Source organism: Methylocaldum szegediense (assembly GCF_949769195.1).
Lineage (GTDB): Bacteria > Pseudomonadota > Gammaproteobacteria > Methylococcales > Methylococcaceae > Methylocaldum > Methylocaldum szegediense.
On record NZ_OX458333.1, the window covers coordinates 199,521 to 222,772 of the forward strand.

The 23,252-nt window shown below is 55.0% G+C and carries 17 protein-coding genes and 1 tRNA gene; 15 read left to right on the forward strand and 3 right to left on the reverse strand.

Translation table 11 applies throughout. The features are described 5' to 3' along the window. Nucleotides 1–4 precede the first annotated feature (4 nt). Nucleotides 5–1,132, forward strand: a complete 1,128-nt coding sequence (locus QEN43_RS00885; RefSeq protein WP_317963618.1) for a fatty acid desaturase — start codon at nt 5–7, stop codon at nt 1,130–1,132. On the opposite strand, the gene QEN43_RS00890 is transcribed toward QEN43_RS00885, so the two are convergent. After that, nucleotides 1,047–2,261, reverse strand: a complete 1,215-nt coding sequence (locus tag QEN43_RS00890; RefSeq protein ID WP_317963619.1) for a cytochrome P450 — start codon at nt 2,259–2,261, stop codon at nt 1,047–1,049. The genes QEN43_RS00885 and QEN43_RS00890 overlap by 86 nt on opposite strands. Nucleotides 2,262–2,587: 326 nt before the next feature. Beyond that, nucleotides 2,588–4,666 carry a TonB-dependent receptor family protein gene (locus QEN43_RS00895; RefSeq protein ID WP_317963620.1) on the reverse strand — a complete coding sequence of 693 codons (2,079 nt, stop codon included), beginning with the start codon at nt 4,664–4,666 and terminating at the stop codon, nt 2,588–2,590. Nucleotides 4,667–5,293: 627 nt separating this feature from the next. Between QEN43_RS00895 and ftsH the strand changes: the two genes are divergently transcribed. From ftsH to QEN43_RS00940, 9 genes are all read left to right on the forward strand, one after another. Continuing rightward, nucleotides 5,294–7,216, forward strand: a complete 1,923-nt coding sequence (gene ftsH / locus QEN43_RS00900; RefSeq protein ID WP_235726610.1) for an ATP-dependent zinc metalloprotease FtsH — start codon at nt 5,294–5,296, stop codon at nt 7,214–7,216. Between the two features lie 278 nt (nt 7,217–7,494). Further along, complete coding sequence (gene glmM, locus QEN43_RS00905) at nt 7,495–8,835, forward strand: phosphoglucosamine mutase (protein WP_026610434.1); 1,341 nt, start codon at nt 7,495–7,497, stop codon at nt 8,833–8,835. Nucleotides 8,836–8,907: 72 nt separating this feature from the next. Next, entirely contained in the window at nt 8,908–9,291 is a 384-nt protein-coding gene (gene gloA / locus QEN43_RS00910) for a lactoylglutathione lyase (RefSeq protein WP_026610435.1), read from the forward strand. 139 nt (nt 9,292–9,430) lie between these two features. Beyond that, on the forward strand, nt 9,431–9,676 hold the full coding sequence (hfq, locus tag QEN43_RS00915; protein ID WP_026610436.1) for an RNA chaperone Hfq: 246 nt from the start codon (nt 9,431–9,433) through the stop codon (nt 9,674–9,676). Between the two features lie 62 nt (nt 9,677–9,738). Further along, the gene (hflX, locus tag QEN43_RS00920; protein ID WP_026610437.1) at nt 9,739–11,031 is read left to right on the forward strand and encodes a ribosome rescue GTPase HflX; all 1,293 of its coding nucleotides are present in this window, start codon (nt 9,739–9,741) and stop codon (nt 11,029–11,031) included. Nucleotides 11,032–11,303: 272 nt separating this feature from the next. Then, on the forward strand, nt 11,304–12,479 hold the full coding sequence (hflK, locus tag QEN43_RS00925) for an FtsH protease activity modulator HflK (RefSeq protein ID WP_026610438.1): 1,176 nt from the start codon (nt 11,304–11,306) through the stop codon (nt 12,477–12,479). 2 nt (nt 12,480–12,481) lie between these two features. After that, nucleotides 12,482–13,339: a protease modulator HflC gene (hflC, locus tag QEN43_RS00930; RefSeq protein WP_026610439.1), complete on the forward strand. Its 858-nt coding sequence runs from the start codon at nt 12,482–12,484 to the stop codon at nt 13,337–13,339. A 195-nt stretch (nt 13,340–13,534) separates the two neighbouring features. Further along, a complete protein-coding gene (locus QEN43_RS00935; protein WP_036268875.1) occupies nt 13,535–14,728 on the forward strand; it encodes an ATP phosphoribosyltransferase regulatory subunit in 1,194 nt (397 codons plus the stop codon). 42 nt (nt 14,729–14,770) lie between these two features. Continuing rightward, entirely contained in the window at nt 14,771–16,063 is a 1,293-nt protein-coding gene (locus QEN43_RS00940) for an adenylosuccinate synthase (RefSeq protein WP_026610441.1), read from the forward strand. Nucleotides 16,064–16,073: 10 nt separating this feature from the next. On the opposite strand, the gene QEN43_RS00945 is transcribed toward QEN43_RS00940, so the two are convergent. Then, nucleotides 16,074–16,158, reverse strand: a tRNA-Leu gene (locus tag QEN43_RS00945). A 163-nt stretch (nt 16,159–16,321) separates the two neighbouring features. Between QEN43_RS00945 and rnr the strand changes: the two genes are divergently transcribed. From rnr to QEN43_RS00970, 5 genes are all read left to right on the forward strand, one after another. Beyond that, complete coding sequence (gene rnr, locus QEN43_RS00950; protein ID WP_026610442.1) at nt 16,322–18,562, forward strand: ribonuclease R; 2,241 nt, start codon at nt 16,322–16,324, stop codon at nt 18,560–18,562. Then, nucleotides 18,559–19,368, forward strand: coding sequence for a 23S rRNA (guanosine(2251)-2'-O)-methyltransferase RlmB (rlmB, locus tag QEN43_RS00955; RefSeq protein ID WP_051331708.1), 810 nt, complete (start codon nt 18,559–18,561; stop codon nt 19,366–19,368). Before rnr ends, rlmB begins: the two co-directional genes overlap by 4 nt. Before the next feature lie 440 nt (nt 19,369–19,808). Further along, on the forward strand, nt 19,809–20,867 hold the full coding sequence (gene mtnA / locus QEN43_RS00960; protein ID WP_396662167.1) for an S-methyl-5-thioribose-1-phosphate isomerase: 1,059 nt from the start codon (nt 19,809–19,811) through the stop codon (nt 20,865–20,867). Nucleotides 20,868–21,068: 201 nt separating this feature from the next. Next, on the forward strand, nt 21,069–22,343 hold the full coding sequence (gene serS, locus QEN43_RS00965; RefSeq protein ID WP_026610444.1) for a serine--tRNA ligase: 1,275 nt from the start codon (nt 21,069–21,071) through the stop codon (nt 22,341–22,343). Between the two features lie 361 nt (nt 22,344–22,704). Beyond that, nucleotides 22,705–23,109, forward strand: coding sequence for a septal ring lytic transglycosylase RlpA family protein (locus tag QEN43_RS00970; RefSeq protein WP_026610445.1), 405 nt, complete (start codon nt 22,705–22,707; stop codon nt 23,107–23,109). Nucleotides 23,110–23,252 lie beyond the last annotated feature (143 nt).

Here is a 23,252-nt window from a genome sequence, read left to right on the forward strand (position 1 = left end):
GCCTATGGACATTCTAACGACAACCGGGTCTGAAGGGATTTCGAGGGCGGTTCGTTTGCGGGAATTCTTGCCACCTTGGTGGTGTGGTTTCGGCATCAGTCTGGTCATGCCGAGCTGCGTGCTGGGCTTTTTCGCCTTTGGTCCTCATCAGGTGCTGCCGGCACTTGCCTGGACGCTACCGTTCGCCGCTCTATTCTTAGTCGATTGTTTCGGTCCTTCCGAAAGGCGGTTGGTCCCGGCAGACGCGCCCCCCTGGTTTTTCGACGGAATCCTTTACGTTCTCGTTTCGTTGCAGGCATTGAACGTTTTCGCTCTGGGCCTTTGCGTCTCGCGGCTTAAGTGGGCCGGTCCAGTAGAGGTTATGGATAGTCTCGGCAACCTCCTGGCGGTGCGAATCATGGTCGGAACCAATTTTTGCTGTGCGGCCATTTGTCCCGCGCACGAGTTCATCCACAGACATCGCCGTTGGCAGAGGATGCTGGGTCGGTTTCTACTCGTTACCGTATTTTTCGATCATTTCGCGATCGCACACAAGACGGCCCACCATGCCCGGCTAGGGAGTACCCTGGATCCATCCACAGCTGCCGCGGGTGAGAGCTATGAAGACTTTTTTCGGCGGACGGCGATTCACCAGTGGCGGATCGCTTGGGGTGTGGACCGAAAGGCTACCGCCACGGGAGTTGCGGTCGAAGCGCTATGGCTTGTTGTATACACATGGCTGTTCGGCCTCTTAGCGGCGGTGGTGTATCTACGATGCGCCTACCTCGCGGTACGCATCCTGGAGGCCGTCAACTACTTTCAACATTACGGGTTGACCGAAGGCTCCGGCCTGTCTCGCCTGACCGCCTGGCGCAACGATTCGGTCATCAGCCTATTTCTTTTTCTGGGTCTCACGCGCCATGCCGATCACCATCGCCGCCCTGGAGTGCCTTATCCTCGGCTGCGGGCATTGGACGAAGGTCCGGCCATGCCGTGCGGTTATTGGGGAATGGCCGTGATGGTGCTGAGGCGTAATGAGAAATACCGATCTTGGATGGAGTCGCAAATCAATGCGGCTGTTCGGAGCGAGGATCGGCCCGCGATCGTTCAGTCTGCCAATACGCCGGCAAACGATCGAGCCCGCGGATGGTGATAGTGGGTTTCCACGGTGGGTCGTCGACACCCTCGAGCTGTAGCTCGGGCAGCCTGCGCAATAAACCGGCCAACGCCGTTTCGAGCTCGATGCGCGCAAGGCGGGCGCCCAGGCAATAGTGCATGCCGCCTCCGAACGACAGCGGCTTTTGCGTTTGCTCCGGGCGTTCGATCAGGAATCGCTCGGGCTGTTCGAACACAGCTGGATCGCGATTGGCCGCCGCCAGGTTGATGTAGACCGTTTCGCCTCGTTTGATCGTTACCGTGCCGATGGTGACATCCTGCATGGCGACGCGCGCAGCGATATGGACCGAGGTTTCGTAACGGAGGCACTCGTTTACCGCTCGCGGCAGCAGCGAAAGATTGGTTCGGAGCAATGCCAATTGTTCGGGATGTCGGAACAGAGTCAAGAGTGCATTGCCGATCATGTTGGCGGTAGTTTCGTGCCCGGCGAGGAACAGGAGGGCCACGTTGGCGACAATTTCATCCCGGCTCAGCCGGTCTTCGCCTTCCTCGGCTTGAAGTAAAAGAGAAATCAGGTCATGGCCGGGATTCTTGCGGCGTTCGTCGCAAATATTCCGGAAATGGCGCTCGAACGCTTGCGCGGCCCGGTTGGCAGCATCGATGTCGGACGGTCCAATGGGACTCAGTTCGAACACCTTGACAAGAGCCTGGGCATCTTCGAGATAGGGAAGACCGTCTTCAGGCGGGATATCGAGAAGCGCGCAGATGATCCGGACGGGCAGCGGATAGGCGAACATCCTTACCAGGTCTGCGCAGCCATGGTCGATGAATTCGTCGATCAGCCGGTCGGTTTCGCGCTGGGCCAGACGGCGCAGTTCGGGAGCCTGTTTTACACTGAAAGCCTTGCCGACGAGCGCACGCAGGCGAGTGTGCTCGGGTGGATTCATGAGTAGCATGAAGCGATTCACCATCTGAAAGGCGGGTTCCTTAACTGCGCCCGCTCCGTAGCGGCGGGCGACCCCGGCCAGAAAGTCCTTGCCGAAGCGAGGATCACGGAGGATGCGGTCGGCATCCTCGTAACGGGTTGTGAGCCAAGCGCCGGGCATGAGCCGATGGAGCGGCGCCGCATTGCGCAGTTCTGCGTAAAACGGATAAGGGGTTCTCAAAAATGCTGGTGAATTGAGATCGATACTGAGCACGGTGACCGATTTGCCCGTTAGGAATGCGTGCGGAATCGAACGAAGATACCCGATTCATGACAAATCCATAAAGAGGGTCGATGGCGCCGGTTGCCCCGCTCCCCATCTTTCTGGAACGACATCCGTGTACGTCGCTGTTTTGTCGGAACTCGTCCCGGGCCGTGGCAGAGGGGGAGCGTGCCCGGCCGATTTCCCGAGTCTCCGCCGGGCGGCAAAAAGGGCCCGCAACCCAACGCGTTGGGTCGCGAAGCCCGATTTGCTCGTGAAAGGGCCTTCAGCCGCTTCTTGCCCGGTTAGAATCGATATTCCACGCCGCCGTAGAAGGCTCGTCCGTCGCCGGGATAGAACTGGGACGCGGGACTACTGAGTACGGAGGCATTCGCGATAACGCCGGTGGTTGCAGCATAGGTTTCGTCAGTCAGGTTCCTAGCTTCGAAGTAGGCGGAAAACCCTTGTTTGGTCCGATAGCCGGCGCGAAAGCCCATGAGCGCATAGGCGTCGGCGGACAGTGTGTTGGCCAGGTCGACCGGGATACGGGTCGCAGACCATTCGACATTGGGGCCGGCATAAAAGCCCGATGGATGCTCATAGAGCAGTTCCGCTCTCAAATAGTGTTCCGGAATGCCAGGTAGTCGATTGTTGCCGTAAGTCGGATCGTTGTCGAACCGGAAATCGTTCCACATGTATGACTGACGCAGAACGATATTATCGATCGGGCGAATTTCGAGACCGAGTTCGATGCCTTGGTGTATGGTCGTGGAGTCGGCGTTTCGGGTGATCGTGGCCGTTCCGGTCGGATCCGTCGGATCACGCAGTTGCAGCAATTCATTCTCGATCCAAGCGTGATAGTAGGACAGATCCCAGTTGATCCAGCCTTCCCTGCCACGCGTGCCGACTTCCACCGTGCTGCCCCGCTGCGCGGTCAGTTGGAGAGGAACGTTGGTGCTCGTAAGAGTAAGTTCGCCGAATGACGGCGGCTCGAAGCTGCGGCTGAAGTTCACATACGCTTGGCTATTGGCGGTAAATTCCCAGCGTGCGCCGATTTTCGGGCTGACCCCGAAGAAATCCTGATGGTCGCTTTGATCGCCATTGCTCAGGAAGCGATCGGTATATTCACGCTTAGCGTAGGACAGTTGAAGGCCAGTGACCACGGCCAATTGGTGCAAGAAATAGTGTTGGTTTTCGCCGTAGAAATCGATGTTGATGGCGTCTTGCGTGCTCTTGGCCGTTCTCGCGCCGCGGTGGCCGCCAACGTTGGCGAAACGGTCGTCATGGGTTCGGCCGCCGGTCGGATATAGACCCAGGATGAAAATATTCTTGTGACCGAACAACTCGTGTTCGTTGGTGTAACGGATGTTTACGCCGAAATCATCGGAAACCTGGTCGAGGACCTGAAAAATGGGGTGGAAAAGATCCTTGTACGACCAGAAGCTGCTGATGTCGATGCGCTGCTTGTCGTCCCAGCGCCAGGTGGTGGTATTACCGAGCCGCAACAGCCGAAAATCGCGTTTTTGCTGGCCTCTCAGGCTGCCGGGATTGGCCTGGGTCGGATCTTCTTCCAACTGCGCCTTGGTCAAGCTTCCCGGCAGATTGGATTGGGTATTGACATACGTTACGTAGAACCGGGTTTCCAGGTTTTCGCTGAAGCGATAACCGAAATTGGCGAAAATCCGCTCGTTCTCCTGTTCGCTCCACTGGCGAAAACCGTTGGTGGAAAAGAAGGTTCCAGAGATGTAGTAATCGGCATTGCCGAGCACTTGCCCGGAGCTCACTTGAGCGCGATAGGTATCGAAACTACCGGACTCGAAGCGTAGCTGGAGCGGGGAAGCGGTATATCCGGTCCGGCTCACGAAATTGATCGCTCCGCCCAGGGTGGTCGAGCCGTACATGAGCGCGTTGGCGCCACGATAGACTTCCACGTATTCTGCGGACAGAGGTTCGACCGCTTGCATGTCGAACCCGCCGTCGGCGAGATTCAAAGGAACGCCGTCCTGAAGGAGCTTGATGCCGCGGCCGTGAAACGTGCGTTGAAGGCCCGAACCGCGGATCGAGATGCGCGACTCTTCGGCGCCGAATCTCGGCTGTACGTACACGCCCGGAGAGTAGTCGAGAACATCCTTGAGATTGGCGGCGCGGCCTTTTTCATAACTTTCCGCGTCGATGATATCGACGCCGCCCGGAACTCGGTTGATCTGCTCACGTGCGGTTTCGATATTGGGTACCGTCAAGGCCTGTGGCATGACGGCTTCACCGGTTACGGTCAGAGTCGGCAATTCGATGGGCTTGGTGTCATGATCGGCCCATGTTTTTCCCCCAAAAGTCGTTCCGCTGCACAAGAGTGCGATTGCTGTTTTTAAGCAATGCTTGTTCATTTTGGCTTGTTGTTTTCAAGTTTTTGTAGATGGCTGTGATTACAAGCATTAATCGAGCCAATCCATCTTCTGCCCGAGACCGGCGCGTAGCTAGAGGGAAAGTCGAACGCGATGTGTGAAAGCACGCAATATCAATGCAGAGGTGCGGCAGATGACACACGTATGGTTGACTTCGTGTGGGTCGGGTCGGATTCGGGAGCAGTTACCAGCGTTGGTGTTTCATGATTGTTTTTATTGGACTTTTTGGAAGCGCAGAGGCAGCGCCTCATCCGCTCGAAAGAGCGCCTCATCCGCTCGAAAGAAAGTTAACCGAAAGAGTCCTGCGGTGTGGGGTATTTGCCGCATTCGGTCGTCGTTCTTCGGTCCGTTCCTGCGATCGCCCGGCGATTATTCCTCGCCAGGAAGTGCTCTCGATGCCGGGCTCCAAGGTGCGGCCTACCCGAAAATGAACCTTCTTCACTGTTTTCAGTCGAAAAGACGACAAGAGGGAGGCAGATGAAGGCTTCTATATCACTCTTCTCGCCCGTTGACGGAACCATTTACACTGGGCGATATCCTGATAGTATTTGTAGACTATTTCAAAAAGTGGTCGGATTTATCCGACGAGGAAGTTAGGCCGTGAATGACATGTTGAAGAACATAATCCTGTGGGTGGTCATCGCCGTCGTTTTGATGTCGGTTTTCAATAATTTTGGCTCCCGAAAGTCGGTTGATTCGACCATGTCCTATTCGCAGTTCATCTCGGCGGTGAACGAAGGACAAGTCAAGCAGGTGACTATCGACGGCCAAATGATCCGAGGCATGCTCGGAACCGGCGAAAAGTTTACGACTTACAGTCCGGGTGACGACCACCTGGTCGATGATTTGCTGAAGAACCACGTCGAGATCAAAGCTCAGCCGCCGGAATCCCAGTCGTTGCTGATGCAGATCTTCATTTCGTGGTTCCCGATGCTGCTGCTGATCGCTGTTTGGATTTTCTTCATGCGGCAGATGCAAGGCGGTACCGGTGGACGGGGGGCCATGTCCTTCGGGAAAAGCCGGGCTCGGCTTATCGAGGAAGATCAGGTCAAGGTGACGTTTGCCGACGTCGCGGGCGTAGAGGAGGCCAAAGAAGACGTTCAGGAAATGGTCGACTTTCTCAAGGATCCGAGCAAGTTTCAAAAACTGGGCGGCAAGATTCCGCGCGGTGCGCTGATGGTGGGCCCGCCGGGTACTGGTAAGACCCTGCTGGCTCGCGCGATCGCCGGTGAGGCTAAAGTGCCGTTCTTTTCTATCTCCGGTTCGGACTTCGTCGAAATGTTCGTAGGCGTGGGTGCTTCACGCGTACGTGACATGTTCGAGACCGCGAAGAAAAACGCGCCGTGCATCATCTTCATCGACGAGATCGATGCGGTAGGTCGTCATCGTGGTGCCGGCCTGGGTGGCGGTCATGACGAGCGCGAACAGACGCTCAACCAATTGCTCGTCGAAATGGACGGTTTTGAAGGAAACGAGGGCATCATCGTCATCGCGGCAACCAACCGTCCCGACGTTCTGGATCCGGCGCTGCTGCGTCCGGGACGCTTCGACCGTCAAGTCGTAGTCGGGCTTCCCGACGTGCGTGGCCGCGAGCAGATCTTGAAGGTCCACATGAAGCGGGTGCCGGTCGCAGACAATGTGGAAATCGAGTATCTGGCACGCGGAACACCCGGGTTCTCGGGTGCCGATTTGGCTAACCTCGTCAACGAGGCGGCTTTGTTTGCCGCTCGCAAGAACAAGCGCTGCGTTGACATGGAGGACTTCGAGAAAGCCAAGGACAAGATCCTCATGGGCGTGGAGCGCAAGTCCATGGTGATGACCGACGAAGAAAAGCGGCTCACGGCTTATCATGAAGCGGGCCATGCTATCGTCGGCCGTCTGGTTCCCGAGCATGATCCGGTGTACAAGGTCAGCATCATGCCCCGCGGGCGGGCATTGGGAATTACTATGTTCCTGCCGGAGCGCGATCAGTACAGCGCAAGCAAGCAGAAGCTGGAGAGTCAGATTTCCAGCTTGTTCGGCGGGCGTATTGCGGAAGAGCTGATTTTCGGTAAGGAAAGAGTGACGACCGGTGCTCAGAACGATATCGAGCGGGCGACCAATCTGGCGCGTAACATGGTGACTCGCTGGGGACTCTCCGAACGCCTAGGGCCACTGGCCTATAGCGAGGAGGAAGGAGAGGTTTTCTTAGGGCGCTCAGTCACGAAGCACAAGATGGTGTCCGAGGAAACCGCACACTTGATCGATGAAGAAATTCGCTCCGTGATTGATCGCAACTACGAGCGTGCGGAGCGTTTATTGCGAGAGAACATGGACAAGTTACATCTGATGGCGGAAGCTTTGATCAAGTACGAGACAATAGACCGCTTCCAAATCGACGACATCATGGAAGGGAAGGTTCCTCGTCCGCCGCAGAGCTGGAGTGAAACGCCTCCAAGCGATGGTGCCGCTGCCCCTGCAGGTATGGGGTCTAAAGAGACCCCGAAAGCAAAAGGAGCTGGCGGAATCGGTAAGGCGGCGGAACAGCACTGATTTCTCTTTCGCCTAGACGAGACCCTCGGCATCGTCCTGGATGCGGGGGTTTTGCTTTTTGAGGGAACCGTGTACTAGCGAGTGAATCCGCATATTCCGGTTCGACAGGCGCCTAGATGGGGATGGGAGCGGGGGCAGGGATGATCAATGGAATTGCGTAATCTCCATGCTTCCTGCAAGGATAAGGTATTGTATTAACCTGTTCGAGTCGACTCGACGGAGTAGACTAGCGCTTGCGGCGTCGAAACCAACTCATTGAATCAGTTGAAGGACACAGAATGAAAAAATCATACTTTGGCACAGACGGAATTCGCGGCAGGGTAGGGGAATATCCAATTACGGCGGATTTTATGCTGAAGCTGGGGTGGGCGGCTGGGCGCGTATTTTCGTTAGATCGCCACCCTTCCAATGTTCTGATTGGAAAGGACACCAGAATTTCGGGATACATGTTCGAGTCTGCGCTGGAGGCTGGTTTGTCGGCGGCGGGGATCAATACGCAGTTGCTCGGTCCTATGCCGACCCCAGCGATTGCATATCTGACGCGGACCTTTCGGGCTCAGGCAGGCATCGTGATCAGCGCGTCGCATAATCCGCATTATGACAATGGAATCAAATTCTTCGGACCGGATGGGATGAAGCTTCCCGATGAAGTGGAGTGCCAGATCGAAGAGTATATCGATAAGCCGATGACGACGGTGGATTCTTCGCAGATCGGTAAGGCCGCTCGCATCGGTGATGCGGTAGGGCGTTACATCGAGTTTTGCAAGAGTACCATCCCGTCCCGTATGGAATTTAACGGAGTCAAAATCGTTGTCGATTGTGCGCATGGCTCGACCTATCACATTGCGCCGCATGTCTTCGAGGAGGTCGGTGCGAGTGTTGCGGCTATAGGTGTTCAGCCCAACGGTCTGAACATTAACGAAGGTGTCGGCGCGACTAAACCCGAGCGGCTCGCTCAAGCGGTTCTAGAAGAAGGCGCTGATTTTGGGATTGCCTTGGACGGCGATGGTGATCGCTTGATTATGGTCGACCACAAGGGGGAAATCGTCGATGGCGATGAGCTCGTTTACATCATTGCCAAATCACGCTTGGAAAGTGGCGGATTGCGAGGTCCTGTGATCGGCACCCTGATGAGCAATCTAGGGCTGGAACATGCCTTGGAAGCATTGGGCGTGGAGTTCAAGCGCGCTGCGGTAGGCGATCGCTACGTGATGGAAATGATGCTGCAGCATGACAGCGTGCTGGGAGGCGAGAGCTCAGGACATATCATATGCCGTGACCGGATCACGACTGGCGATGGTATTGTTTCTGCACTGCAGGTGATGGCGGCAATGCACGAAACGGGAAAGTCACTGAACGAATTGAAGAGTGGTATGACGAAATACCCTCAGTGTTTGGTGAATGTCAAGGTACGGGAGAGGGTTAACTTGGACGAGTTAGAAGATGTGCAGGCGCTGAAAAGCGAAATTCAGCGTGAACTTGGCAACAAGGGGCGCGTTCTCCTTAGAGCTTCCGGAACAGAGCCCTTGATAAGGGTAATGGTGGAGGGGCAGGACGCAGACATCGTTCGTGCAGCGGCAGATCGCCTAGCGAATGCCGTCTCTTCAGCCCTGAATTAAAGAGACTTTTGGGGCGAGTCCTTCGAATTGCGATCGTTTACGCAAACATAAATAGATCGAGGTTATACGTAAATGCGTATCTTGCACACGATGATCCGGGTTGGCGATCTGGACAGGTCGATTCGCTTTTACACCGAGATTCTCGGAATGAAACTTTTGAGGAAAGAAGATTATCCAGATGGAAAATTTACCCTCGCTTTCGTTGGCTATGGTGACGAACTTCACAATTCGGTCATTGAGTTGACTTACAACTGGGGTACCGAGAAGTATAACCACGGCGATGCCTTTGGTCATATTGCGATCGAAGTGGATGATGTTTATGAGGCTGTGGAACGGATAAGGCAGGCAGGCGGCGAAATTTTGCGCGAAGCCGGTCCCATGAAGCACGGCACCACGGTAATAGCTTTCATAGCCGATCCGGATGGCTACAAAATCGAGTTAATCGGAAAAAAATGATTCGTTTTTGTACCTATTTTTGTATGTTGTTTTTATATGTTATTGGTGAGAACTGTTACGACGCTGTGCCTGGCGAAAAAACTAGAGATTTGTTTTAATACTGGTTGAGCGTCGGTCTTATAACAATAAGGAGAATGAGATGTCAAAAGGGCAAAATTTACAAGATCCGTTCCTGAATACATTGAGAAAGGAACATGTTCCCGTTTCGATCTATCTTGTAAATGGGATCAAATTACAAGGTAAAGTGGATTCTTTCGATCAATACGTCATCATACTCAAGAACACTGTAAGCCAAATGGTTTACAAACATGCCATTTCTACGATCGTTCCAGCGCGCCAAGTCCGTCTGCCGCATGCAGCGGAAGGATTGGAAGACGAGGGCTGATCGATAATTCTGTGTGGACGATTGGATGGTTGTATCGAAGCAAGCCGAGGAGAAAAATCTAGTTGTTTGAAAGGCCGAAGTCCGGTGAGCGTGCCGTGCTCGTTCATATGGCGGCTCAAGATGAGACCGACGCTCTCGAGGAACTTCAAGAACTCGCCGTATCGGCAGGCGCAGAGCCTGTAGCGATCGTGATGGGCAGAAGACACGCGCCGGATCCGCGGTATTACATTGGAAAAGGAAAGCTTGACGAGCTGGTTCGGACCGTTCGAGAAAATGAAGCAGAACTGGTTCTTTTCAACCATCCTTTGACGCCGAGCCAACAGCGTAATCTAGAGAAAGAACTCTCAGTCAGGGTAGTCGATCGAACCGAGTTAATTCTCGATATCTTCGCTCAACGCGCACAATCCTTCGAAGGCAAGTTGCAGGTCGAACTGGCTCAGTTGCGGCACCTGTCGACCCGTTTGGTGCGCGGTTGGACACACTTGGAACGTCAGAAAGGCGGCATCGGTCTGCGCGGTCCTGGAGAGACGCAGCTTGAGATGGATAAGCGTCTGATCGGTGATCGGATACGCCAGATTCAAAAGCGTTTGGAGAGAGTCGAGCGGCAGCGCGAACAGGGGCGTTCAGCGAGACGGCGGGCTGAGCTGCCGGTTGTCAGCCTAGTCGGCTATACAAACGCCGGCAAGTCGACTCTTTTCAATGCTTTGACCGGGGCTGGTGTTTATGCAGCGGACCAGTTGTTTGCCACACTCGATCCGACCTTGCGGCGCTTGCAGTTAGCGCCGAATTTGACGGTGATTCTTGCCGACACAGTGGGGTTTATCCGGCATTTGCCGCACGAGTTGATTGCCGCATTCCGTTCTACTCTGAAGGAAGCCGCCGACGCGGACTTATTGCTTCACGTCATTGATGTAAGCGACGAACGGGCGGACGAGACGGTCTCGGAAGTCAATCGCGTCCTTTGTGAAATCGGAGCGGACCACGTCAAGCAAATTCAAATTTTCAATAAGATCGACCGAATCGGTGATGTGTCACCGCGAGTCGAGAAGGACGAAAACGGTGAGGTCAAAAAGATCTGGCTGTCTGCCCAGACCGGTTGGGGAGTGCCGTTGCTTCGGCAAGCGCTAGAATCGTATCTTGGTGGCGGAGTGATTCGCCGCAGAGTTCGTTTGAACCCGGCAAATGCCGGGTTGAGGGCACGGTTGTACGAGGCGGCGAGAATTTTGAGGGAAGAGCCGGACGGCTCGGGAGGGTGGAATTTAGATGTAGAGCTTTTGGGGAGGAACGTGAAGTTATTGCGTGAACTCGACAATCTTATCGCTCCGACACCTAGGCAGGAATCAATTTCAGAATGAGGATGCCAATGCCCGAGCGTGCTTCTTGCGCGACACGGCGTACCATGCTTTTCAAACACCGGTGAGGTACTAGAGCGCGCTCGGATCGGTCAGTAACCGGACTCGTTCGGGCCGCAGCGATAGGCTGCAGTAAGCGTTCGACGGGCGCCTCTTAGATGCTCGTTTTTGTATATCCAACCGTTTTCCTAGATAATTCTAAAGTTCACGCCGTAGTAGCGGCTTTGTTATTGCTCTAATGAGGGCATCAAGTTCTCTATCATAGGAGTCATCCAATGTCCTGGAACGAACCGGGCGGTAATAAAAAAGATCCGTGGAGCGGGCGCGATCAGCAAGACACACCTCCGGATTTGGAAGAGGTCATGCGCGGATTACATGAAAAGATCGGCAGGTTTTTCGGTGGCGGTGAAAATGCGCCTTATAAGACGATCGGCTTCTTTCTAGTGATTGCCTTGGTTATATGGGGGCTGACCGGTATTTATCTCGTTGATGAAGGAAGTCGCGGCGTCGTGACCCGTTTCGGCCGGTACACCGAGACCACCATGCCCGGATTGCATTGGCACATCCCCGCGCCGATCGAGCAGGTTCAAGTCGTTAACATGGAACAGCAGCGCTTCTTGGAAGTGGGTTATCGGTCAGGAGGGCGTCAGCAATCCCTGGGTTCTGTGCCTAGAGAAGCCCTTATGCTCACACAAGACGAGAATATCATCGATATTCGATTGGCCGTGCAGTATCAGATCAAGGATGCAAAGGACTATCTCTTCAACGTTGCTGATCCGGACGAAACGTTGAAACAGGTTATCGAGAGTGCGGAGCGTGCCGTGATCGGTAAAAGTACGATGGATTTTGTTTTGACCGAGGGACGGGGTAAGGTTGCGGATGAGATCAAGAGCGAGATTCAGCAAACCCTGGACCAATACCAAACCGGGATTCGGATAAGTAATGTAAGCTTAGTGGATGCGCAAGCTCCGGAAGAGGTTCAGGCGGCGTTCATGGATGCGATCAAGGCACGGGAAGATGAGCAGCGGCTGAAAAACGAGGCGGAAGCTTACGCGAACGAAGTCGTCCCGAAAGCGCGAGGCGCCGCGGCGCGTGTCTTGGAGGAATCGGAAGCCTATAAGCAGCGCGTCATTGCTAGAGCGGAAGGTGACGCAAGCCGATTCAAACAGTTACTAGCGGAGTACGAGAAGGCTCCGGAAGTTACTCGGAAGCGCCTCTACCTCGATGCAATGGAAGACGTTCTTGCTCGTACCGGCACGTTGCTAATCGATGTTAAGCACAGCAATAATCTGCTTTATTTGCCAATAGACAAACTTCAAAAGAGTGCATCACCGTTGATGCCGTCAAGAGATACCGAAAACACCAACATTACCACTCCGGATATATCCGATAGCGGGACTCCTAGGAGTGTCCGCTCGACGACTCGAGGTCGCGAAGGAAGGGGACAATAATGATTAGTAAAAACACCCTGATTCTTGCCCTTGTTTTTATTTTGGTGTTATTGAGTGCTACCTCGATATTCACAGTATCGGAGACGGAAAGGGCATTATTGTTGGAGTTTAAGAAAATCGTTCGGACAGATTTCGAACCGGGATTGCACTTCAAGCTTCCGTATCAGGAGGTAAAGAAATACGACAACCGTATCCTGACTTTGGAATCCAAGCCGGAACGGTTTCTTACCTCTGAAAAGAAAAATGTTATCGTTACTTGGTTCGTAAAATGGCGAATCGAAGATTCCACGAAGTTTTATAAGGCAGTCGGCGGCGACAAGGCAGCGGCGAACATTCGTCTTGATCAGATAACCAAAGACGCATTGCGAAACGAGTTCAGCAAGCGAACGATTCGCGAGGTGGTGTCCATAGAGCGGAGTCAAATCCGTGACCTGCTGATCAAGACGGTCAATCCAGTGGTGGACGGCCTGGGCGTTGAGGTCATCGATATTCGTGTGAAAGGGATCGATTTGCCGGAGGAGGTCAGTTCATCGGTATACCGCCGTATGGAAGCCGAGCGGGCGCGTGTTGCGAGAGATTTTCGCTCTCGGGGCGCGGAAGCCGCCGAGCGTATCCGCGCCGAAGCCGATCGTCAGCGGGAAGTGATACTTGCAGACGCCTATCGGGATTCCGAAATCAGGCGCGGTGAGGGCGATGCCACTGCGTCGGAGATTTATGCTCAGGCGTATGCCAAAAACCCGGAGTTCTTCGAGTTTTATCGGAGCTTGGGCGCTTATAGGCAGGTGTTCAAGAACGAGAACGATATGATCGTGTTGGACCCCGATTCGGAATTCTTCCGATATTTCAAGAAACCAAAATAACGGGATCATCACTCCTCGTGTTTTCTGTTTCCCCTTGGTCCGGTTGGCGCGACCAAGGGGTGGCAGGTGCCGCCGTGAATACATGAACATCACCACGGCACAAGGTGCCGGCATAAATTTCGCGGCAACAGGTCCGTCGTTGCCAAAGCCTAATCCATTCAGATCTGTTTCCCTTTGCTGAGCGTACCGAATTCGATGCGAACCGAAGATAATTGGCTGCTGCCCGAAGGTATTGACGAAGTTTTTCCGGAAGAGGCCGAGCGCCTGGAGCAACTGCGTCGGAAGATCATCGACTTGTTCGCTAGCTGGGGCTACCGTTTGGTCATGCCGCCGCTAATCGAATTTATCGAATCGCTCTTGACCGGTTCCGGCAACGATCTCGATTTGCAGACATTTAAAATCATTGATCAAATCAGCGGTCGGCTGATGGGAATACGCGCCGATATGACACCTCAGGTTGCGCGCATCGATGCTCGCAATCTCGGTCGCGATGCACCGACACGGCTGTGTTACATAGGGACGGTTCTGCGCACGCAGTCGGATCATCTCGAAAAATCCCGCAGTCCGCTACAGGTCGGGGCTGAATTATATGGGCACGCGGGCAATGCCAGTGACTTAGAGGTCATCCGCCTGATGTTGGAGATGCTTGCCATTGCAGGTATTCAAAGCGTCCACCTCGATCTGGGGCATGTCGGTATCTACCGCGAGCTGGCGCGTCAAGCGGGTTTGGATGCACGGCAGGAAGCAGAGCTATTCGAGATTCTTCAGCGGAAAGATTATCCAGAATTGGCGGCGCAGTTGCGTGCACTGACGGTCAGCAATTCCGCCGCGGAAATGTTGAAGGCGCTCATCGATCTAAATGGGCATGAGGGCGTCATAGAGGAAGCTAGGAGGCGATTGGCTGCTGCTAACGAGCCGGTCCATTCGGCTTTGGCCGATTTAGAGTCCATCGCGAGCGGCCTGTCACGTTTGTTTCCTGCGTTGCGCATTAATTTTGATCTTGCGGAATTGCGGGGTTACCACTACAAGACCGGCGTGGTATTCGCCGCCTTTGTACCGGGTTACGGTAGGGAAATCGCGCGTGGCGGTCGTTATGACGAGATAGGAAGAATTTTCGGGCGTGCACGCCCCGCAACGGGTTTTAGTGCCGATTTGAAGGTTCTGGCACGCTTGGGTAGCAGGCCAGACGACAGTTTGGCCGGTACGCGTATTTTCGCGCCTGCCGTAGACGATCCCGATCTGCATGAGAAGGTGCGAGATTTGCGTAGCGCGGGGAAAACGGTTATTCAGGAGTTGGCAGGCCAAATCGGCGGCGCTCGTGAGATGGCCTGTTCGCACTGTCTTCGAAAGCAGGGAGTGAACTGGGAAATTTTTCCCGTTGGCGACTGAGCTAACATTTACCGCAATGTAAAAGGTCAAACGGAATCAAGAATGGGTAAAAACGTCATAGTCATCGGTACCCAGTGGGGCGATGAAGGTAAAGGTAAGCTGGTCGATTTGCTGACCGAGCGTGCGGATGCTGTCGTCCGTTTCCAGGGCGGCCATAATGCCGGACACACCTTGGTTATCAACGGCCAAAAGACGGTATTGCATTTAATACCTTCCGGCGTATTGCGGGAATCAGTGCGATGCTTGATCGGCAACGGTGTGGTGCTATCCCCTAAGGCTTTATTGGAAGAGCTCTCGCTATTGGAAAAGGCCGGTATTCCGGTGCGCGACCGACTGACGATCAGCGAAGGCTGTGCTCTGATATTGCCCGTTCACGTCGCATTGGACGTAGCGCGCGAAAAGTTCCGCGGAGACAAGGCGATAGGCACGACAGGAAGAGGTATTGGTCCTGCTTATGAAGACAAGGTTTCGCGGAGAGGGCTTCGGGCGGGCGACCTGCTTCATCCTGAGGTGTTTGCTGAAAGACTACGAGAGCTCCTGGATTACCACAATTTCGTGCTCTCCGGCTATTACGGACAGCCCCGGCTCGATTATCAGCAGGTGCTGGATGAGACGATGGCCTTAGGCGAGCAGATCAAGCCGATGCTGGGCGATGTGGCGGCTATACTGCACGCCTACCGCGAGGACGGCCGGAATGTTCTCTTCGAGGGTGCCCAAGGCGCGATGCTGGATATCGATCACGGCACTTATCCTTATGTGACCTCGTCTAATACGACGGCCGGTGGCGCGGCATCCGGTAGCGGAATGGGTTTGCTGGAGTTCGATTACGTGCTGGGTATTACCAAAGCCTATTCGACGCGCGTCGGAAACGGGCCTTTTCCGACGGAGCTTTCGAATGAGATCGGCAGGCATTTATCCACCAAAGGCGCAGAATTCGGCGCCACTACCGGGCGAGCGCGCCGATGCGGGTGGTTCGATGCCGTGTTGATGAAGCGTTCAGCGAAACTCAACAGCTTGAGCGGGCTGTGCCTGACTAAACTGGACGTTTTGGACGGGTTGGAAAAAATTGGAATTTGTACGGCTTATCGATACAAAGGCGAGGAGATTCATACCGTGCCGATCGGTGCCGACAATTACGCCCAGTGCGAGCCTGTTATCGAGGAGCTTTCAGGATGGCAAGAATCAACCGCCGGCATCACTTCATGCGAGGACCTTCCCGTCAATGCCCGGATTTATATCGAACGGATCGAAAAATTGGTCGGTGTACCGGTTGACATTCTCTCGACCGGTCCTGATCGGAACGAGACGATTCTTCTGAAGAATCCCTTCGATTGAAGGGTAAGGATGGTGCCGAGGAGAGGACTTGAACCTCCACGGGTCTCCCCACATGAACCTGAATCATGCGTGTCTACCAATTTCACCACCTCGGCAGCGGTGAGCCAAACGACTCAATTGGAAGTACCAATTCTGCTACTTCTCGATTGAGCTGTCAATATCAAGGGTTTTGAACCGAATTGTTCGCCTCGCGGGAGCTTGGCGGACTTAGGGCTGTTCGAAGGCACAAATCGAAACGCAAAGATAGGAAAGTTATCGATGATCAAATCCGCCCCTACGAAAGTTAGTGGGTTTAGGTTGGAGGATCCCTTCGCCGAGAGGGAGGCGGCAAAGTACGAACGCCCCATTCCGAGTCGGGAATTGATTTTGGAAGTGATGAAAGCTCAGGGCGTTCCTTTGAGAGTGGAGGATCTTGCCGCGATCTTGGGCATAGAAGAAGAACACGATCTCGAATCGCTGCGTCGCCGCCTCAACGCCATGGAGCGGGATGGGCAGATACTGAGGAACCGTCGCAATCACTACTGCGTTGTAAATCGCAGGGACCTCATTGCCGGGCGTGTTATCGGCCATCCAGATGGCTTCGGTTTTCTTCGGCCCGACGATGGCGGCGACGATTTGTTTCTCTCGCCCAAGGAAATGCGTGCGCTCATGCACGATGACCGGGCTGTGGTGTGCGTTCGCGGTGTCGACCGTCGCGGGCGGAGGGAGGCGGCTGTCGTCGAGGTGCTTGAGCGGAATACGCACCACATTGTGGGCCGGCTATACCTCGAACAGGGCATCTCCTTCGTCGTCCCGGATAACAAGCATATCGCTCACGACGTTCTGATTCCTGAGGAACATAGAAACGGCGCGCTTCCCGGGCAGATCGTGGTCGCCGAGATCATCGAGCAGCCGACCCGGCAGCGCGATCCCATCGGACGCATTAAGGAAGTCCTGGGCGATCACATGGCGCCCGGGATGGAGATCGAGGTGGCGATTCGCAGCTTCGATCTACCGTCCGAGTGGCCGGAGGCCGTGTTGAAGGAAGTTACGGGCTTGAGCACGGAGGTCGCAGAGGAGGATAAGGCCGGCCGCGTCGATTTGCGACATCTACCACTGGTGACGATCGACGGCGAGGATGCGCGGGACTTCGACGATGCCGTGTACTGCGAACGAACCCCCAAAGGGTGGAAGCTGTACGTCGCCATTGCCGATGTGTCCCATTACGTTCGGCCCGGAACCGCGCTGGACGCTGAAGCGAGAAACCGCGGCAACTCGGTATATTTTCCCGATCGGGTCATTCCCATGCTGCCGGAGGTGCTCTCAAACGGTTTGTGCTCGCTCAATCCGGAGCAGGACCGGCTGTGCATGGTTTGCGAAATGTATATCAACACCGAGGGCGCGATCGTCCGTTCGCGTTTCTATTCCGGGCTGATGTTTTCCCATGCGCGGCTCACTTATACGGAAGTCGCCCGTATGATTGTCGACGGCGATAAGGTATTGAGGAAAAAATATCGCGCACTGGTGCCTCACCTGGAGGAACTGCACGCGCTTTACAAAGTCCTGCGCCGGGCAAGAGAGGCGCGCGGGGCGATGGATTTCGATACCCAGGAATCTTACATCGTCTTCGGAGAAGGCAAGAAGATTTCGCAGATTCTGCCGCGGGAGCGCAACGATGCCCATCGTCTGATCGAGGAGTGCATGATTACCGCCAACATCGCGGCAGCGCGCTTTTTGGCTCGTCACAAGCTTCCTCATGTGTTGCGGATTCACGAAGGGCCTACCGCCGAGCGACTGGCCGATCTGCGGGCTTTTCTCGGAAAGGTCGGGTTGCAACTCGGGGGCGGCGACAACCCGGGACCTAAAGACTATTTCGAGGTGCTGGACGAGATCACCGGGCGGCCCGATGAACACCTGATTCAGACCGTACTGCTACGTTCACTGCCTCAAGCAGTTTATAGCCCGGAGAAAAAGGGCCATTTCGGACTGGCTCTGGACGCCTACACGCATTTCACCTCGCCCATTCGGCGCTACCCGGATTTGCTGGTGCATCGGGCGATTCGTCACGCGCTCGAAAACAAGAAAAAAGAAGAGTTCTACTATTCCCATAACGATATGGTGTTGATCGGTGAGCATTGTTCGTACACCGAGCGGCGCGCCGATGAGGCCACCCGTGATGTCATTGCCTGGCTCAAGTGCGAGTACATGCTGGATAAGTTGGGAGAGGAGTTCGACGGGGTGATTTCGGCCGTGACTCCCTTCGGTTTTTTTGTGGAATTAAAAGATATTTTCGTCGAGGGACTGGTTCACGTTTCGACTTTGGATAAGGATTTCTTCCATTACGACCCTATCGGTTATCGTTTGGAAGGGCAGCGTAGCGGTGTGACGTACAGGCTGGGCGACAGCGTTCGGGTTATCGTGGCTCGCGTGAATCTGGATGAGCGGAAAATCGACCTTGAGCTGGTGAAGCGCACCGCGTCTCAGGCGCGCCGGTCTCGGAAAAAAAGACGCCGTTTATGAAGCGCCGGCGTCGTGTCGCAGGTTTGCACGCGGTGGAAGCCGCGCTCGAAAATGCCCCGGACAGGATCATCACCGCTTGGATCGATCCACAACGGGAAGATGGACGAATCACGGCCATCGAGCGAAAGTTGGCGTCACTGGGTATTCCGGTTCAGCCTGCCGGAAGACCGCGACTCGATGCTCTGGCGGAAAGCCGCAAGCACCAAGGTATCGTCCTGGAGTTAAAACCGGCCTCAGAACTCGGAGAATCAGAGCTTAGAGACGCTTTGGCGAGCCTCTCAGAGCAGCCGTTTTTCCTGGTCTTGGACCACGTGCAAGATCCTCATAACCTCGGTGCTTGCCTGCGCAGCGCCGATGCCGCGGGCGTTCACGGCGTCATTATTACGAAGGACCAGTCCGCGGGATTGACGCCGACCGTCGCCAAAGTCGCCTCCGGCGCGGCTGAAACCGTGCCGGTTTATCGCGTGACGAATTTGAACCGAGTCCTTGGCTGGCTAAAGGATGCAGGTTTATGGGTCGTAGGGGCTGCAGGCGAGGCTGAGCAATCGCTGTATGAAGTCGATTTCTCGGTTCCGTTGGCGTTGGTGGTCGGAGCCGAAGGAAGAGGTTTGCGCCGTTTGACGCGTGAATCCTGCGACTTCTTGGTCAAAATTCCAATGTTCGGTCACGTCGAAAGCCTCAACTTGTCAGTTGCGACAGGCGTATTGCTTTTCGAGACCGTACGTCAACGTACTCAGCCGAGTCTGTCTAATGCTGCGAGTCGTGCTCGCCGACCTGAATCGTCAAGCTCGGAGCCGAAGGCTTAAATCCTTGCCGGCTGATGTCGAGGTTGACATAGATTAATGGAGCCAATGCGAAAATTGCTAGGCAGAAAAGTCTTGCCCCTCTCTTTGCTGCGTAACGCGGTTCCAGGTGCATCCAACACCAGAGGTAGATTTCGAGTACCATAGTCGGGCCTCTATAGGTTGGTAGCCATGACGAATTCTGAACTACTGTGATTAAGACCATCCTATAACCGGGAATAGCCGTTCGAATCCTGCGGCAAAAAAGCGCACTTTTTGAACTCGAGCCCCCTCAAAGGGTGTGCCTTTCCAACGGTTATCGGCGAGATCCGTGAGTAGGTGCGAGTTCTTTGTTTAGCTACCGGACCATTTTAAAATGCCCGTCGTGTGTTGCCGCAATCCGACTGGTCTAACAATACCCGTGAGGCGGGTGTTTTTCCATTTTCCCGTTGTTGATTATCTAAATGCTCTCGTCGTCTTCGTCCATGTCATTTCAAGATACCGTCCGCGCCCTAGAGTGGTGCGAGCAAGGACTCCGTGTGCTAGATCAGCGTCGGCTTCCGAGTGCCGTTGAATACCAGACGTTCGGCAGTGTCCGGGGCGTGGCCGAAGCCATTTCCTCGATGCGCGTACGCGGAGCCCCTGCGATCGGTATCGCTGCCGCTTACGGCGTGGTTTTGGCAGCGCGCCAGCGCTATCGCGAAAATCCGGATACCTGGAAGGAGACGATTGAAGCGGACCTGGCCGAACTCGCCGGCTCGCGCCCAACCGCTGTGAATCTTTTCTGGGCGCTCGACCGCATGCGGTCCGAGATCCGGGCGATAGATGGCAACCCCGAGCCTCGTCTATTGCAAACCGCGCGTATCATCCATGACGAGGATATCGCGGCCAATCGGAAGATGGGCGAGCTCGGTGCTTCCGTGCTTGTCGGCGCCAACGGCGTATTGACTCACTGCAACACGGGTTCTCTCGCGACCGGTGGTTACGGCACGGCGCTCGGGGTGGTTCGGAGCGCCTACCGACAGGGCGTTACGAGAATTTTCGCGACGGAAACCCGTCCTTGGTTACAGGGTGCTCGATTGACCGTTTGGGAATTGGAACAGGATGGTATACCCGCAACCCTGGTCGCTGATTCCGCGGCAGCCTATTTGATGAAAACGGGGGCGATTCAATGGATCGCCGTCGGAGCTGATCGCATTGCGGCGAACGGCGACACCGCCAACAAGATCGGTACCTATGCCTTGGCCGTCGCAGCCCGCCATCACGGGGTGAAATTCATGGTGGTCGCACCGACGTCGACAATAGATTGGCGGACAGAAACGGGCGCAAGTATCAAGATCGAGGAGCGGGAGCAGAGGGAGTTGTTGAACGACTACTTTTTGAGGCCCGATAGCGTTATTACGGCCTGGAATCCGGTGTTCGACGTGACTCCGGCCGAATTGATCGATTGCATTGTGACCGAGCGAGGCGTTGTTTGGAATCCTGATCGGCAGGCCATGATGGCATTGGCGGATGCGAGGTGAGCCCGCGTTACGCGCCCGTGTATTGATCGGAGGCGGAGCTGAGGAAAGGCTGCCCGTCTTCTTTTGACCTTGCTCTTGCCACGGTTCGGCTGGTTTGAACCCCCACCTCGTCGGACGTTACGATACGGGTGCATGGGTTCTTATCGGCCGTGCGCCGCAAATTCTATTCCCGATTTACCCAAGTCTTATGAAGGATGTTCGATGTTAGATCCACGTCTTTTCCGCACTCAATTGGATGAGGTTGAAGCGCAGTTGGCGCGGCGTTCCTTCAAGCTCGACACTGCGGTTTTCCGTGAATTGGAAAACAAACGCAAAGAAATACAAAGCCGTACACAAGAACTGCAGAACGAGCGGAATACACGTTCGAAGCTGGTCGGCCAAGCCAAGGCAAGAGGCGAGGATATCCAGCCCTTGTTGGCAGAGATGCAGCATCTGGGAGAGGACCTCAAGCGGATGGAGGGGGAGTTGGATGAAGTCCAAGCGAAACTGGAGGAACTGTTGCTCGGCATACCGAACATTCTGGATGCGGACGTTCCGGACGGCCGGAGCGATGCCGACAATGTGGAGATCCATCGCTGGGGCGAACCGCCGCAATTCGGTTTTGAACCGCGCGACCACGTCGATCTGGGAACGAGGCTGGGCGGGCTCGATTTCGAAGGGGCCGCCAAAGTGGCCGGCGCGCGTTTCGTGACCCTCAAAGGTCCGCTAGCTCGTTTGCAACGGGCCTTGATCCAATTCATGCTCGATCTGCATACTCAGGAGCACGGCTACATCGAGACCTATGTGCCGTTCATGGTCAATGCGGAAAGTTTGCGTGGTACGGGCCAGCTTCCGAAATTCGAGGAGGACTTGTTCAAGCTCGACCGCGAACCGCCGTACTATCTCATTCCGACCGCGGAGGTGCCGGTTACCAATCTGGTCCGGGATGAGATCCTCGCCGCAGAAGCGCTTCCCCTGAAATTCGTTGCTCACACACCCTGCTTTCGCAGTGAAGCCGGCTCCTACGGGAAGGACGTGCGCGGGATGATACGCCAGCATCAGTTCGAAAAAGTCGAACTGGTACAGATCGTAAGGCCCGATGATTCGGCGCGTGCCCATGAAGAACTGACCCGCCATGCGGAAGAAGTGCTTAAGCGTTTGAATCTGCCGTTTCGCCGAGTGGTTTTGTGCAGCGGTGATACCGGTTTTGCATCGGCCAAGACATACGACCTTGAGGTCTGGCTACCGGGTCAGGGTGCCTATCGCGAAATCTCGTCGTGCAGCAACTTTCGAGATTTTCAGGCGCGCCGCATGAAAGCGCGCTGGAGAAATCCGGAAACGGGCAAACCAGAACTGGTCCATACGCTCAACGGCTCCGGGCTCGCCGTCGGTCGCACCCTCATCGCCGTGATGGAGAACTATCAGGATGAAAAAGGGCGAATCAGGATTCCGGAGGTCTTGCGCCCGTATATGGGAGGGACCGAGCTGATAGGCTGATCGAAAATGGGTTCGCTCTCGCGGTGATCTTCCGCCGGTGCCGTCGACCGGCGAACCCTTTCGAAGAGTGCGTTCTATATCCAAGGTCGCCGTTTCTGTTATTCCTATGGCACAGCTGGTCTATCAGCTCGATCGCACGCGAACCGTCTCGGCTGTTCCGTACTCTTCGCGTCACATCGTCTCTTGTACCCGTCGAAACAGCCCTCTCTAACCGCATCCGGGAAAAGCCTCAGCCAAAGTGTGAACCGTATCGAAGAAAGAACACGAGATATAACTATTCTTTGTACGAATTTGGTCATTCTAGAAGCTTCGGTTATCATGCGGCGGCAACGTTCTCAAGTAACCAATAAGGAGGTGAAAGATGCGGAGTTTTCGACTGGTTGCCAATTCCCTTCTGTCGATCTATCTGGCGTCTTCCTGTACCGTTGGTCATGCCAGAACGGCAAGTTCAAAGAATCTGTCAAGCGTTCAAAAGGGCATTGCCTCCTACTATAGCGACCGTTTTCACGGTCGGCGAACGGCTAGCGGGGAGCGTTACGACCGGAACGGATTAACGGCGATGCATCGGTCTCTGCCGTTCGGGACCCGGATTCGTGTCACCAATCTGAGCAATAACCGCAGCGTAGAAGTTCGCGTGAACGACCGTGGCGCCCCGACAAATAAACGTTTGCTCGACCTTTCGCGGCGTGCGGCTCAAAAACTCGGATTCATCAAGCAGGGACTCGCTCAGGTGAAGCTCGAGGTGATCCAACCGGGCGATGGTTGATTTGCGCTTTAACCGTTAAGGAAGCTCTGAGCAAGCGGATTCCGTTCATGCCCCTCGACTAGATTCTCAGGTGGGCGCTCGGCATGCCTGTCTTGAGCAGGCGGAAGGACATGAACGGAATCGACTCGATCGGAGCTTCGTCA